Raw genomic sequence first — 15489 nt, forward strand, 5'->3', positions numbered from 1 at the left:
TATAACATCCCATTTTTAACAGAAGGGGTGAATTTTTTCTTATATAAATGAATTAGCCATTTTCTATACCGATTAATACCCCGAATATTATCAATTGAAAAATAACAATTAGGATGAGTTTTTAAGACTTATCTTTTACCATAATATAGATAAATAAATCGTGATGCTAATCTCTCCTGATATCTACAATCAATATATTCTAATTGCGGGAATAATTACTTTACTCGCAGCTCTAATCCCCAATATCTTTCAAAACAAACATTTATCGCCACCCATTATTTACTTGTTGATTGGGATACTCATATATTTAACAGGAAAAGACTACACTAATCCTGATGTTTTGCAACATACAGAAATCATAAAACGTATATCGGAATTCGTCGTTATCATTGCTTTAGTTAATGCCGGCCTAAAAATCAGCAAGCCCTTTTCTTGGCGAACCTGGAAGTATACAATACTTTTACTCGGAATCACCATGCCAATTACAATTATTGCTGTAGCGCTTACAGGATATTGGTTCCTCAACTTTGCCCCTGCGACAGCAATTCTCTTTGGGGCTCTCATTTCTCCTACAGATCCGGTACTTGCAACTGATCTTCAAACTTCGCCGCCCAGTAAAAGGGATCTTTCAAAAATTCGGCTTAGCCTGACATCGGAAGCCGGCTTAAATGACGGCCTGGCCTTTCCTTTCACATATTTAGCAATCTATATGGCTACGAAAAGTTCGGATTTAAGCTCATGGGTCGTTGAATGGTTCTATATCGAGGTTTTATATAAAATTATCGTTGGTATAATAATAGGATTTTTAATAGGCTGGCTTCTTTACAAACTTATATTTAAACTTACTTCAAAAAATCACCACTCAAATATCAGCAGAGGAATTTTATCATTCTCACTCACCCTTTTACCTTACGCTATCACAGAAATGGCAAGCGCTTACGGATTTATTGCAGTTTTTGTTGCAGCTTGTACGTTTAGTAACAGCGAAAGTCAAGCCAAGCAAATGGACAGTCTTCACGACTTTACTGAAGAAATCGAAAGAATTTTTGTAACCTTCATCTTCATAATTATTGGAATCTATATATGTGCAAATTTTGAAGATTTAATGAATCCATTTATTGTTGTAACATCGCTAGTTGTAATTTTTGTCATTAGACCACTCGGCGGATGGATCGCCTTAAATCGAACTAATTTATCGACATACGAAAAAATAGTACTGTCATTCTACGGAATTAGGGGAATTGGGTCTATCTTCTATTTGGTTTATGCACTTGGAGAAGCCACTTTTGAGGATACACCAAAATTAATCCAGGTGACAATCTGTATTATTGGTCTCTCCGTTCTGATTCATGGCTCAACCTCCCGATTGGTGCAAAAGAAACTGGACATTAGCGATAATAAATGCCGACCAAATCAATGAATTAGGAAATTAATTTTTCAACTAAACTGATTAATTTGGAAAAAAAAGGCTACTAACACTGCATTTACGCAAGAGCTGGCATTTAGTAAATTGAATGTTAATTCAAAAATCCAGATATACCAAAAGAAGAAAAAATACCCGATTGCTTATTCCGAATTAAGCAAGAGCCAAAAGAAGTTTGGGCAGTAAAGCTTGCAGACCGAATAACAAATTTACAACAGCCACCAAATCATTGGGATTCAGATAAAATCGATAATTATAAGGTGCAGGCAAAACAAATTCTAGATTATTTAAAAGGCGGAAATGAATATCTGGAACTGAGATTAAAAGATAAAATTTCTGAATATGAAAAATATTGTAGCAAGGTTTAAAGGTACAGCCTGCCACGCCCGATTCCCCGCGTAATCCTTTTCCCGCTTTCGCACGAATCCTTTGGTGTGGAATTTTTGAAACTGATAGTTTTTCAAATTTGGATAATTCGATAAAACTACTGAGAAACTAAGGTTTTTAGACTATGAATAGTCTGTTATCAAAAAGTACTAAATAATCAATAAAAATAAGCCTTAGCCTCTCAGAGTTCTTTATTATGCTGTAATAGCGAACTGATTTTGACTGAATTTATATTCCTTCGGACTGCAGTTGAACTTTTGCTTGAAGATTTTAGAAAAATAACTTCTGCTGGTAAAACCGATACAATACACAATTTCGGATATATTTAAATCGGAGTTCTTAATCAAAATTTCTGCTTTTAAGATTCTCATATGTGTAATAAAATCGTTTACCGTTCTGTCATGGATCATTTTAAAACCTTCCTGCAGTTTATTAGGTGACAACCCGGATAATTTGCTAAGCGATTTTATGGTAAAAGGCTCTTCCGGAGTTTCTTTTATAAGGTCTGAAAGTTTTTTGATTTCTTCCATTTCTTTCAGCGTAAGGCAGCCTGATTCTTTCAGGCAATTATTCATATCATCAGAATGCTGTTGGATTTCCATGGCGAGTATAATTTTCAATATACCTTCTTTTAATAGATTTCGAACGATTCCTGTTTCGGTAACGGCAGTTAGTTCCTCGATTTTTTCAGCTATTTTTAAGTTATATGAACCAACATAGAAAAAATTGCCAGAAGTGTTCTTTTCAAAAAAAGTTTCCCTTACTTTAAGATTGAAAAAATTATTTTCCACAGCATGAGCATTTTGAGTTCCTACCACAATTAAGGTAACCCTGGTATTGGTATTCTTCTCAAAAAATAAAATATTATCGTCATTATCTTTCGACGAAAGTATAGTGGTCTGGAACTTTTCCAATTTTCTTTCTGCACCAGACATACCAAAACTATGTGATAAGCTTCCTTTCGAACAATAAGCAAAATAAACCGGTGAAATGTCCGGATTTCCAATACAGATTCTCACATCTTCAGAAAAAGTAATATCAAATTGCAGACAGGATATAGCATCGCTAAAAGAAGACCCCACAATTGTACCTTTGGCAAAATTATTGCTGACTTCTAAAGCATATTCATCTGAGTCAAAAATTATTTTCCCTCCTAAACTTTGGGTTAGTTCTTCGAATATGTTTTTAATTTTATCGTTGTGTATAGTTACTATTTTCATTTTGCTCTGATTTAAATTCTAAAAACTATCTTTATATTTAAGAACAGTTACAAATTGTTTCTGCCATAAAATCTGAACTTCAAAATTCGCTCAAAAGACCATGAAATTTGTTATATAATTCTTCAGATTTGTTTTATAATTACTTCTATATTATTCTTTTAAATTATTAAATATGAAAAGCTTTTCTTTTGCCCCTGTCGCTTCAACTGATGCAACTGTTTTAATTTTAGGTACAATGCCGGGTACAAAATCCCTTGAGCTGCAACAATATTACGGTCATCCGCAAAATAATTTCTGGCGCTTTCTATTTGAAATTTTAAATGAAGATTTTTCAGGAGACTATGAAACGAGGAAAAATCTTTTAATCAAAAACAGAATTGCCCTATGGGACGTTTTGCAGTTTTGTGAAAGGGCTGGAAGTCTGGACAGCGCCATCAAAAATGAAATTTCGAATGACTTCGAACAATTTTTAAAACAACATCCCCATATTAAAACTATTTTTTTTAATGGACAGAAAGCGGCTGCCTTCTTTAAAAAATACGTCTCATTAGATAATAAGTATAAACTCATCACTTTGCCTTCAACAAGTCCCGCCAATGCAGGCAAAACCTTAGAATCAAAGCTGAGTGAGTGGAAAATCATCCAAAATTTCCTAAAAGTTTGAATGATATAACATAATTAAATCAAAGTGTAAAATATCCTGTTTATGTTTAAATAATTTTATCCTCGTAAATTTTAAAACATAAAAATCATGAAAAAGATACTTTTAGTAAGCAAAGTAGTTTTAGGAGCAGGAATTGTTTTACTGAGTTTAAACTCCTGTAAAAATGAAACAAAACAAGAAGACCCAAAAGAAGTTGCAGAGGATCAAAACGAAGCGAAATTTGACACTATAGATTCTAAGGAAGATGATTCTGAATTTTTAGTGGATGCAACTGAAATCAATTTGGCTGAAATCGAAATTGGAAAACTTGCCCAAACAAAAAGTACCAATCCTGAAGTTAAAAAATTTGGTAAAATGCTGGTTGATGAACATACAAAATCAGCAGCAGAAGTAAAAGCCATCGCTGATAAACGTAATTTTTCACTACCAGCTTCGATTACAGAAGAAGGTCAGGATGAATATGATAAACTTAACGAAAAAACTGGCGTTGATTTTGACAAGAAATTTGCCGATATGATGGTTGACGGACACGAAAAAGCAATCGACAAATTCAATAAAGCAGCTGAAAATGCTACTGACCAGGAAATAAAAACATGGGCTTCAAACAATGTAACTGCATTGACTGCGCATCTTCAGCACGCAAAACAACTTAAAGAGAGTCTGGATAAAAAATAATAAAAACAGTACCTTACCGTATTGGTTGTTCATTTCTTTGGAAAAAAAGCTATTTTTTTAAATAGCTTTTTTACGTTTCACCAAAAACAAAAACTGTCATGAAAGTGCAATCTTATCAAAATCACATTCGATTTTATTCACCACATCATTTTATCTATTATCCTGTCTTAATTGTTTTTCTGGCTCTTAGTATTTATTTCACATTCACCACCACCCAACAATTAATTTGGGGGTTCATAGCTGTACTATTTATATTCTTGTTTTGTCTGGCTTATATGCTTCGTCAGCATTATGCCCTGACTTTACAAAACAGGATTATTAAACTGGAACTCCGTTATCGTTATTTTGCACTTAGCGGAAACCGTTTTGAATCCATAGAACACAAATTCACAGACGATCAGTTATTTGCATTCCGTTTTGCCCCCGATAACGAGTTTTTAGGATTAATTGAACGGGCGCTTGAGGAAAATCTCGACGGAGATGCCATAAAAAAAGAAATTAAATACTGGAAAGGCGATTATAATAGGGTATAAAGCTCATTTGGGTGTGCCACCACCCCGGTAAAAGGGCAGCTTTACATTGCCGTTATGCGCCCTCTTACCGGGGTGGTGTCGGGCTATACGCATTACTTCGGTAATTTGCTTCTATCCCTCACACGGCTCTCAGAATTAACAGAACTTTATCATAAATCACATTATACTGAATTTCAGATAATAATCTCAATATCAACGTATAATGAATGAATTTTTTCGTTAACTTTAAGTGTTAGAATTTGTCAATAAAAACCTTAAAATAAATGATATGAAAAAATTATTTTATTTGTTGATAGTTTTCGTTTCTTTTTTCTCCTCGAAAGCACAGACTGTTGCCGAAACTTCTTCAAAAGACACCTTAGTTTCATTAGAAAGCAATGCCAGCTATGATCAGGACATTCCCGAAGATCTTCCCTGGCACGCAAGACGCTTTAAATTTACTGCAGGTGTGTTTTTTCCTTCCAATAATACAGAAGTTCAATACGGCAGCAACAATGGTGAATTTGGAGATTTGATAGATTTCGAAAAAGATCTCGGATTCGATAAATCCTCAACCTCATTCATGGGAGCATTTGAATGGAGAATTTCAAGAAGGTCAAGGCTCGGTGCTGAGTTTTTTTATTTAAAAAGAACTTCAACAAAAACACTCGAAAGAGAAATTGATTTTGGAGATAATACTTACCCCATAAATGCAAGAATATCTGCTTTTGCAGACAATCAGATTGTTCGAATATCGTATGGTTATGCTTTTATATCAAAACCTAAATATGAAATTGGAGCCCTGATAGGTACTCACGTTTTATTGGGAGATATGGGTATAAAACTTGAGGCACAAACACAAGAATTTGAATACAGAGAAAATTTTGATTTTACTGCTCCACTGCCAGACATTGGTCTTTGGGGTGAATTTGTACTGGGAAAAAAAGTGGGACTGTATGCCAATTTCAATTATTTTGCCCTTAAGGTCGATAATATTGATGGCCGAATATTAAGTTACAACCTTTCTGTTTTATACAATGTTTATAAAAACTTTAGTTTAACAGCCGGATATTCAGGATTAAACATAAGGGTAGATGTTGAGCGGGAAAGACTTAACGGATATTTAAAATGGAGTTATAACGGTCCTGCCCTATCTGCAACTTATTCTTTTGGAAACCACGTTAAGCTTTATAAACATTAATTTTTTTAGTTGTTAAGGCTCTGGATTAGGCATAAATTTTTATAAGATTTGGGTACGGCCTTAATATATGGGGAGAAATTTGTTTTTATTGTTTTTTTAACGTTTAATCAAAAAAAAATATGCAAATGATTCTTACTTATTTTAAGACCTGAGAAACAATAAAACATCTTCAATAGACTATTGATACATTGCCAGCCAGTATATGTTTTAGTTAACTTCCCGGGTCATAAAGCCAGTCGGAATAGCGTAAATCATACCTTTACAACTGGTAAATTTTACTTAGTTTGAGAAAAAACAATAAAGACAATCGCAATTAATGCTAAAAAAATACCTAAAAAGTTCATTTTAGACAATTTCTCTTTAAAGAAAAGTACTCCAACAAGACTTCCCAAAATAATGACGCCGATGTTCATTCCGGCGAAAACAGTAGAGGGATTTTCAGAAAAAGCTTTGTGTGCTTTTAGATAAAATAATATATTTCCGAAGTTGAAAAGTCCAACTAAACCTCCGAAAAGTATATTTTTACATTCAACTTTAACTTTTTTCAATACATATTCATAAATTACGATAAATATGGAAATCGCGAATGAGACATCAAAAACGATAAATAAAGAAGTCGTGTAAGGCACCGAGTTATAAAGTGCGATTTGTTTAAAGAGAATATCGATTATACCAAAGCCAAGTAAAACAGCTGCCGGATATAACCATTTGTTTTGTTCATTTTGGGAAGGTTTTCTTAAAATGAATAAAAGTGCCATAAACCCAATCACAAGTGCGATTATTTTATAAGAGTTAAATTCTTCCCTAAAAATAAACCAGGAAGCCAGTATCGGAATAAAAAGTGACAATCGTTGGGCAGCATCCGTTTTTACAATTCCCATATGTTTGATAGAAGCTGCCAGAAACAGAAAAACAACAGGCAGTAAAATACCTATCGCCAGATAAAGAGTCCACGGAGCATCTGCCGCAACCTCATCCAGATTAGGACTGAAAGCGAAATAACAAAACAAAATTGCAAACACATAATTAAAAGTAATTATTTGTAAAGGATTGCAATTGTAATGACGGGTTATTTTAAAAATTACACCTACTGTAACACTGCAAATAATACTTAAAATCAGAAATAACATATACTTATTTTTAAATACAAAAATAAGGTTTAAAATTCTTAAAAGAAAAGTCCGGACAGTTGATAAATCTTCCGGACAATATTCTAATTTTCATATTTTAGTTTTTAGCTGCTACAATGCTTTTTTGTTTCCTGGAAAAAATATGATGTGAATTGAAGACAAGTACAGAAATAAAAATAATGCTATAGGCCAAAATCTGCAACGGAGTAATTTTTTCTTTATAAACAAAACAAGCCAGTCCAAAAGCAATCATGGGATTAATATTCAGTAACATCCCAACTGTTGAAGAATTGATTCCGCCTAAGGCATATAAATTCAAAAACAATGGTATAATCGTAAAAAATATGGCTATCATTTCGATACAAAAATAAAAAGTAAATTCTGTTGGTATCGGTCCGCTGTATGCGGGATAAAATGGAACTAACAATAAAGCAGCCAAAGAAATATGAAATGTAAGTACTATAAAGGTATCAAATCCCTTATTCACGCGCTGGCTTACTAAATAACAGGCATATGTAAATCCGATAATGATGCTAAAAAACATATCCATAATATCTGCATAGGATAACAACAAACAGCCTGAAATACTTAATCCAACTGCGAGCCATTGTGTTTTTTTCAATTTTTCGTGCAAAATAAAATAAGCCAGCAAAGTTGTTAAAATGGGACAAACCAAATAAGCCAGCGAAGTCGCCTTTACACTAACATGGTTCATTACATAAATAAAAGTAAACCAATTCAGCATTAAAAAAAGGCTTCCTCCAATGTTTAATAAAATTGTTTTTCTTTTACCTGAAACTGATAAAGTCCTGAAAATTTCAATTGTTTCCTGTACTTTTTTTCTTTTAAAAGCAAAAGCGATCAATAACATTAAAATGCTGCAGCTAAAAACACGATAGAATAAAATATCCAGCGAAGCATATTCATGTATTGGTTTTAGCACAAGGCTGAAAAAACCCCAGGTAGTGTAAGCTGTAACTGCCGCCAGATAATATTTTGTTGTTTTCATGGGATTTTTTGTTTGAAATTTTGATAAAGCAAATTTCTTAAAAATAAAACAGCAATACAGATACAGTTTTTGTAAATTGCAGCAGAACAGTTTTTTTTTATGAAAAATTCAAACTACCTCTATTTGCAGTTTGCCGATGTTATTGAAAAACAAATAAAGTCGGGACTTTTAAGTGTTGGAGACAAATTGCCTTCGATTAGGGAAGTATGTGCAGAAACAGGCTACAGTATGAGTACCGTAAGCAAAGCTTATTATGAAATTGAAAGCCGGTCGTTAATTGAATCAAGACCCCAGTCTGGATATTATGTAAGTAATATTTCGGCAAGAATTGCTCCTGAGCCAACTCCCAGCTCTCCTGTCCTGACCACTCACAATATTGACCGTGAAGATTTAATCGATTTGGTTTACGGAAACATGACAGATAAAAATGTTACAATGCTTTCGTTAGGTTTTCCATCGAATGAACTTCTTCCGATAGCTAAACTGAATAAAGGAATGGTTCAGGCGATGCGTCAACTGCCAAACAGCGGAACGAGTTATGAAGAAATGCAGGGTAATGTCAATCTTAGAAAAGAAGTTGCGCGCTGGTCATTTGCCTGGGGAGGTACTCTAAATGAAGATGATATCATTACTTCTCCCGGCTGTGTAAGTGCTATTTCGTATTGTTTGATGGCCGTAACAAAACCAGGCGATACAATTGTTACAGAAAGTCCTGTTTATTTTGGCGTATTGCAGCTGGCCAAATCATTGGGCTTGCATGTAATGGAATTACCAACCAATATAACCACCGGAATAGAACTGGAAGCTTTAAAGAAAGCCATTTCGACTAAAAAAATAAAAGCCTGTGTATTAATGAGTAATTTCAGTAATCCATCAGGAAGCATGATGCCTAATGAGCATAAGGAAGAAACTGTCCGGTTAATGGAATTACACAATATCCCGTTGATTGAAGATGATATACACGGTGATTTGTATTTTGGCTCAGCCAGGCCAACAAACTGCAAAACGTACGATAAAAGCGGAATTGTAATGTGCTGCAGCTCCGTTTCTAAAACTTTAGCCCCAGGATATCGTGTGGGCTGGGTTGTTCCGGGTAAGTTTAAAAAAGAAATCTTACGGACAAAATTATACCATACTATTTCCTCTCCTACCATCACGCACGAAGTTGTGGGTGATTTTCTGAAAAATGGCCGGTATGAGAATCATCTTCGGAAAATTCGGCAGATTCTGAATCACAACTGCAATAATTACATCAACACTATTTTAGAATCTTTCCCAAAAGGCACAAAAGTAAGCAAGCCTCAGGGCGGTTTTTTCCTTTGGATAGAACTCGACAAAAAAATAGATACTGCCGAATTTTATCATCTCGCCATGAAACACAATATCAGCATTGCTCCCGGGCGCATTTTTTCTTTTCAGAACCAATTTTCAAACTGTATGCGGCTTAGTTTCGGTTTACCGTGGACCCATGAATTAAGACTTTCCATACAAACATTAGGCAAACTGGCTGCCCAGCAGACTTTATAAATGTACCTTCAGTTTAATCATAAAAAAACCGGACAGTACAACTACTTACTGTCCGGCCAACAATTACCAAGAATTAATTTAATTTTATAATACAAAATAAGCGTTGCTGTCCACTTTTTTGGAATCGTTTTCTAAATCAAACTCTTTTAGGATATCAAATTCGCTTTGATATTCATTCAGCATCTGCTTAATATTTTTTTCGATGGTATTGGCAATAGTTGTAACAGGAGTGTCTGTTGGTCTGTTTTCGAAAGGATCCTGCAAATGAATTGCCATTTTCTCTATTAAAAAGAATGCTGCAGCAATAGCAGTAATCAAAGGAATAGCAAACCAGCTCAACACACTTGTTAGTCCAAAAGGCAGTAATAAAATAAACAGACACAATGTTAATCGAATATACATACTGTATGTGGTTGGAAAAATAGTATTCTTAATTCGCTCACATTTCCCCATTTCATCACACAATCTCGAAAGCGTATTGTCTATTTCCACCTGCTGGTACATATTGATGCGCTTCTCATTTTTTGCATTTCTGAGATCACGTGCATGGAGCATTAAAATGGCATTTGGTATATTTTGATGATTTTTTATATACTTTATTTCTTCTTCATTCACCAATCCTTTGAGGGGTTTTATAGCATCCCTCTTTCGAAGTGCCTGGCCTAAACTATAGCACCATGCGATTTGTCTTTTGGCAAAATTTTCTTTGAATTCACTTGCCTCAACAGAAAAATCCGGGTCTTTGTAAAACGTCAAAATCTGGCGGATCAATGTCCTTGAATCGTTTACAACAGCTCCCCAGACAATTCGTGCTTCCCACCATCTGTCATAAGCCTGATTGGATTTAAAAGCCAATAATAAGGAAATAATAGTTCCAATCATGGTTGGAATCGCAATTGGAATATCTACAGGGAGATTTATAAAATAATGATGAAATATTTCGAATAATATGGTATAAGCCAAAACGAGAACAATTTCTACTTTAATTTTCCCGAGAACGTACTTCATTGGTATTCTTTTCTTTAATAACATATTTTCGGTTTTTAAATTAATATTTAGTTCTTATTAATTTAGTCGCTAGTCTACTAATAACCTTAAACTATATTTACTCTTGTTATAAAATTGAGTCAGGCGAAAAACTTAGAAACAGCTAAAATCTGGATAGCTAATTACTAAGGACTAATCACTAAGGACTTATTTTACAAAACAATTAAGCCAATTCTTCGTAAAGAGACAGAACCGGAAGTCCCATTCTGTTATTAATATTTTCCTTTTTATTTTTTTTGAATTTAATTTTTTCGCCTTTGCGGGTTTCTACTAATAAATCGATGTCATATTTTGAAATAGCCTCAGACAAATAAGGGGCAAATTGTTCGTAGTTATTGTCGAAACTGGCTGTCTGGCTTACAATTTCAAATGAAAAATTAGCGCTTAAAAATTGCTGTACATCGTTAACATGCATATTAGCACCTGAATTTTCTATATAAAGGGCTTTGTTAAAATCTTCCTTGTTTACTTCGGTACCCAAATGTAAAATTGGGCATTTTTGATTTCCTGCCATTTTTACTAAATATTGGTGAATTCGTTTGGTTTCTTGTTTATATGAATGCGTCAGAATAACTAATTTAACAGCAAAAGCATCAATAATGCCTTTAAAAACAGATGCAGAAAGCCCGTATTGGTTGTGAACTTTCAATTTGCAATTTGCAGTATGTTGTATAATGTACCGGCACGTTTCAAGAACTTCTTCCTGGCTTTTTGTAAGCGAAGTTCTCATTTCACGCAAAAATTGCGCAGAAGAAAAAGCATCAGGAGTATCAGAGACCATCATCAAAATAATCTCACAATTGGTGTTTTTAGCCTGATTAATTGCCGATTTTACAGCGTTGATCGTATCAAGTTCTAAAGTAGTGGGTATAAGGAAATTTTTCATATGTATAACCTTTTAGTTTATACATACAAATTAAGTTTAAGCAAATTAGACCTTGCTTAATCTAAAATTAGAATTTCCTAAGATTCAATATTAGAATTTTTAATAAGAGCTCTTTTAGGATTCTCTTTCTGGAAAACAATGGTTACAATGGTTCCTTTATTTTGCTCGGACTGTACTTGTATCTCTCCATCATGCATCCTGATAATTTTTGAAGCTAACGGAAGTCCTAATCCATAACCTATATATTTAGCTGCAATTTTACCTCTGAAGAATGGTTCATACAAATGCGGAATATCTTCTGGCGGAATCCCGATTCCGATATCATTAATAGCAATTTTAATCCATTCGTTAGTAGCCGAAAGCGTTACAAAAACTTCATTATTATCAGAGTATTTCACTCCGTTTGTGATAATATTGTTAATAGCTAATTCCAACAATGGCTTATTACATGGAATCAATAATAAATTTGAATCCTTTGGAGCAAAATTAAGTTTAACGCTCACACGGTTATCCGGGTAAATTTTATCCAAATCTGATTTTACATCCATTAACAACTCGTCTATCCTGGCAATATCCTGTACTTGTTTTTTGCCGTCGTAACCGGTTTGTGTCAGTTTCAATAAACTTTCGGTTAAATTTCCTAACCTCGAAGCCTGACTGTAAATATTTTCTAATGACTGAATATATTCCGGCACAGCTCTTTCCTTCAGAAGCATAATTTCAGACTCAGCAATGATAGTGGTTATAGGGGTTTTTAATTCATGGGAAGCATTATTGATGAAATTGGCCTGAATTTCAAACGAAGTCTCCAGGCGATCTAACATATCATTAAAAGTATGTGTAAGATCTGAAATCTCATCTGAGTTTTTAACTTCCGGTAACCTGTTATGCAAATTAGAAGCACTAATTCTGTTTACCTCTTTGGTAATTCTTGCCACCGGATTAATTACTCTTATCGCTAATAATCTGCCTAGTAAGAAAGCTAGAATTATAAAGCCAACACCTCCAAAAATCAATATTTTAGCTATATAGACAGATGTGGTTTTTCCTCTACGATCTCTTGCCCCGACGATTACAATATATTTTTGGGTATTTTCTGTAAAAACCTGACCTAAATAATACTTGCTGTTAATTTCAAAATAATCTTTTCCAGTATTTAAGATATTTGAATAAAACTTGTTGGGCAAATTTAGCCTGGTGTTATAATCAAAGCTATTGGCACTGTTTATTTTAAGAACATATTCTTCTTCTTCAATAAGTTCTTCTAATCCGTTTTTTTTGAGATTGCTGTAATATTTGCTTTTTTCGGGGTCATTCTGAAAATGAATGGAGGCTACAATTTTTGCCCTGTCTTCTAATCTTTTAAGGAAGTGGTATCTGTTGTTTTCCTGAAACAATACAAAAACGATAACACACAATAGCAATGTACTAAAGGTAGAAAGAGCAACATAAGTAAAGGTAATTTTTTTTCTTATATCCATTTTATGGCTGTATAACGTAACCTAAGCCTTTCATAGTATGAATAAGTTTGGTTGTAAAAGGTTTGTCTATTTTTTTTCTTAAATAATTAATATAAACATCCACCACATTTGTATTCATATCAAAATTGATATCCCAGACATTATCTAAAATCTGGTCTCTGGAAACAATTTTACCGGTATTTTTAGCTAAATAATACAATAATTTGAATTCCTTGGCTGTTAAAATAATCGGTTCCCCTTCGCGTTTTACGGTTTTGGCATTTGTATTTATTTCTAAATCGCCAATTATAATACTATCCAGTTTCTCTGTTTCCAGATTAGCCCTACGGTTTAATGCGTTTACCCTTGCGTCAAGTTCACCAAATTTAAAGGGCTTCACCAGATAATCATCAGCACCGGCATTGAGGCCAGTTACAATATTCTCAGAAGTTCCCAAAGCTGTCAAAAGCAAAATCGGAACAAAATTTTTGGCAGCCCGCAATCTCCTGCAAATTTCGATTCCGTTGATATCCGGCAACATTACATCCAAAATTACTACATCAAAAGTATAATTATGAATCATTTCTAATGCCGTTGTACCGTCAAGTGCAACACTGACGTCGTTATTGTTTTCAGCGAATCCTTTACGTAAAATAGAAAGCAGATTTGGTTCGTCTTCGACTATGAGTAATTTCATTTACATAAGTATTGAAAAACAAAAATAAGGATTGAATTGAAAATATCGTACTAAAAAAGAAAGCTTTCCCTAAAATAAAACCCGGCAAGAATACAATTGCCAGGTTTAATAAAATTATTGGGTTACAATTTACTAATATAACTTCCGTACATATCTTTAAACTGGTGTCCGGTTGCAAAACGGTCTTTACTCAATTTTTTATACTCTACCAAAGCCCATAAAATAAATTCTTTCATGAAATATTGGTCTTTATTATCCAATTGTGGCTGGTATTTCTTTATCAAAGTATCTAAAGGAGTTACTTCATCTAAAACAGCATAATATTCAGCATCTGAAGCTTCGTCTAATAATTCGAATCCGCTTTCAGCAAAAAACCATTCGATCACATCTGAATATGGGGTTTTTTCTCCTGGTTTTTCAAGTTTTTCAATCTTCGGAAAATAATCAGAAAATAAAGTACGAATTGCGGAACCAATTAAACTCTGTGCCACATAAGCTGCTCCCTCCTGCTCCCCTTCGTAAACCAATTCTACTTTTCCGGTTATTGCCGGAATGATTCCGATAAAGTCTGATAAACGTAATGTGGTTTTATCAACACCAGAAATCAAAGCACGACGTTCTGCTGTACTTATTAAGTTTTCAAAAGCTGTAATGCTCATTCTCGCACTTACACCACTTTTGTTGTCGATATATTCGCTTTCACGGGCTTCAAAACTAATTTGCTCTAAAATATCCCTTGCCAGATTTGGAACATGAACTATATCAGTTTGATTTTGGTCTAATTTAGATTCTTGTTCTGTAATAGTTCTTGCTATAGCGACACTTTCCGGGTAATGTGTCAGGATTTGAGAACCTATCCTGTCTTTCAAAGGTGTTACGATACTTCCGCGATTGGTATAATCTTCCGGATTTGCTGTGAAAATAAACTGCATATCAAGAGGCATTCTCAATTTAAAACCACGAATCTGAATATCGCCTTCCTGCAAAATATTAAATAATGCTACCTGAATTCTTGCTTGTAAATCTGGTAATTCGTTGATTACAAAAATACAGCGATTCGCTCTCGGAATCATTCCGAAGTGAATAACACGATCGTCTGCATAAGACAGCTTTAAATTTGCTGCCTTAATCGGATCGACATCTCCGATTAAATCGGCTACAGTTACATCAGGCGTTGCTAATTTTTCGAAAAAGCGCTCACTTCTGTGTAACCATGAAATTGGAGTTTCATCGCCTTTTTGTTCAATTAAATCTTTGGCAAAACGGGAAATTGGATTTAGCGGATCATCATTAATTTCTGAACCCGAAACAAACGGAATATATTCATCTAATAATTCTATCATTTTACGGGCCAGACGAGTTTTTGCCTGACCGCGAAGCCCTAATAAATTGATATTATGGCGAGATAAAATGGCGCGTTCCAATTCGGGAATTACAGTATTTTCAAAACCATGCACACCTTCAAAAACCGGTTTTCCTGATTTAATTTTTTCTCGAAGATTATTTCGTAATTCGTCTTTAATCGATTTTGTGATATATCCTGAAGCCTTTAATTGACCTAATGTATTTATGTTATTTATTTCCATTGTATTGATGTAAATTTTTATTTTTTATTTTTCCGAAAGCAAAACATTTTGTCTTCACTTTGCGT

The 15489-nt window shown here is 34.0% G+C and carries 14 protein-coding genes; 6 read left to right on the forward strand and 8 right to left on the reverse strand.

Going from position 1 to position 15489, the window contains the following annotated elements; genetic code table 11:
• Positions 1-163: 163 nt before the first annotated feature.
• Positions 164-1420 (forward strand): cation:proton antiporter, encoded by a 1257-nt coding sequence (locus GXM17_RS09375; RefSeq protein WP_163399074.1) that lies wholly within the window; start codon positions 164-166, stop codon positions 1418-1420.
• Between the two features lie 584 nt (positions 1421-2004).
• Here GXM17_RS09375 and GXM17_RS09380 read toward each other — a convergent pair.
• Positions 2005-3030: a helix-turn-helix domain-containing protein gene (locus tag GXM17_RS09380; RefSeq protein WP_163399075.1), complete on the reverse strand. Its 1026-nt coding sequence runs from the start codon at positions 3028-3030 to the stop codon at positions 2005-2007.
• Positions 3031-3202: 172 nt separating this feature from the next.
• Between GXM17_RS09380 and GXM17_RS09385 the strand changes: the two genes are divergently transcribed.
• The 4 genes from GXM17_RS09385 (at position 3203) to GXM17_RS09400 (ending at position 6082) form a co-directional block, all read left to right on the forward strand.
• Complete coding sequence (locus GXM17_RS09385) at positions 3203-3694, forward strand: DNA-deoxyinosine glycosylase (RefSeq protein ID WP_163399076.1); 492 nt, start codon at positions 3203-3205, stop codon at positions 3692-3694.
• Positions 3695-3781: 87 nt separating this feature from the next.
• Positions 3782-4369, forward strand: coding sequence for a DUF4142 domain-containing protein (locus tag GXM17_RS09390; RefSeq protein WP_163399077.1), 588 nt, complete (start codon positions 3782-3784; stop codon positions 4367-4369).
• Between the two features lie 98 nt (positions 4370-4467).
• On the forward strand, positions 4468-4902 hold the full coding sequence (locus GXM17_RS09395; protein ID WP_163399078.1) for a DUF6526 family protein: 435 nt from the start codon (positions 4468-4470) through the stop codon (positions 4900-4902).
• A 268-nt stretch (positions 4903-5170) separates the two neighbouring features.
• Entirely contained in the window at positions 5171-6082 is a 912-nt protein-coding gene (locus GXM17_RS09400; RefSeq protein ID WP_163399079.1) for a hypothetical protein, read from the forward strand.
• A gap of 275 nt (positions 6083-6357) precedes the next feature.
• On the opposite strand, the gene GXM17_RS09405 is transcribed toward GXM17_RS09400, so the two are convergent.
• Positions 6358-7212, reverse strand: coding sequence for a DMT family transporter (locus tag GXM17_RS09405; protein ID WP_163399080.1), 855 nt, complete (start codon positions 7210-7212; stop codon positions 6358-6360).
• Positions 7213-7309: 97 nt separating this feature from the next.
• Entirely contained in the window at positions 7310-8221 is a 912-nt protein-coding gene (locus GXM17_RS09410) for an EamA family transporter (RefSeq protein WP_163399081.1), read from the reverse strand.
• Positions 8222-8320: 99 nt separating this feature from the next.
• On the opposite strand from GXM17_RS09410, the gene GXM17_RS09415 reads away from it, so the two are divergent.
• A complete protein-coding gene (locus tag GXM17_RS09415) occupies positions 8321-9748 on the forward strand; it encodes an aminotransferase-like domain-containing protein (RefSeq protein ID WP_163399082.1) in 1428 nt (475 codons plus the stop codon).
• Between the two features lie 84 nt (positions 9749-9832).
• Here GXM17_RS09415 and GXM17_RS09420 read toward each other — a convergent pair whose 3' ends face one another.
• The 5 genes from GXM17_RS09420 to GXM17_RS09440 all read right to left on the reverse strand — a co-directional run bounded on the left by GXM17_RS09420 (position 9833) and on the right by GXM17_RS09440 (position 15424).
• Positions 9833-10780, reverse strand: a complete 948-nt coding sequence (locus tag GXM17_RS09420) for a bestrophin family protein (RefSeq protein ID WP_163399083.1) — start codon at positions 10778-10780, stop codon at positions 9833-9835.
• A gap of 178 nt (positions 10781-10958) precedes the next feature.
• Positions 10959-11681: an adenine nucleotide alpha hydrolase family protein gene (locus GXM17_RS09425; RefSeq protein WP_163399084.1), complete on the reverse strand. Its 723-nt coding sequence runs from the start codon at positions 11679-11681 to the stop codon at positions 10959-10961.
• Between the two features lie 77 nt (positions 11682-11758).
• The gene (locus tag GXM17_RS09430; protein ID WP_163399085.1) at positions 11759-13162 is read right to left on the reverse strand and encodes a sensor histidine kinase; all 1404 of its coding nucleotides are present in this window, start codon (positions 13160-13162) and stop codon (positions 11759-11761) included.
• Between the two features lies 1 nt (position 13163).
• The gene (locus GXM17_RS09435) at positions 13164-13838 is read right to left on the reverse strand and encodes a response regulator transcription factor (protein ID WP_163399086.1); all 675 of its coding nucleotides are present in this window, start codon (positions 13836-13838) and stop codon (positions 13164-13166) included.
• Positions 13839-13960: 122 nt separating this feature from the next.
• Positions 13961-15424 (reverse strand): AAA family ATPase, encoded by a 1464-nt coding sequence (locus GXM17_RS09440; RefSeq protein WP_163399087.1) that lies wholly within the window; start codon positions 15422-15424, stop codon positions 13961-13963.
• Positions 15425-15489 lie beyond the last annotated feature (65 nt).

The sequence above is a fragment of the Flavobacterium fluviatile genome (assembly GCF_010645065.1).
In the GTDB taxonomy this organism is placed as follows: domain Bacteria; phylum Bacteroidota; class Bacteroidia; order Flavobacteriales; family Flavobacteriaceae; genus Flavobacterium; species Flavobacterium fluviatile.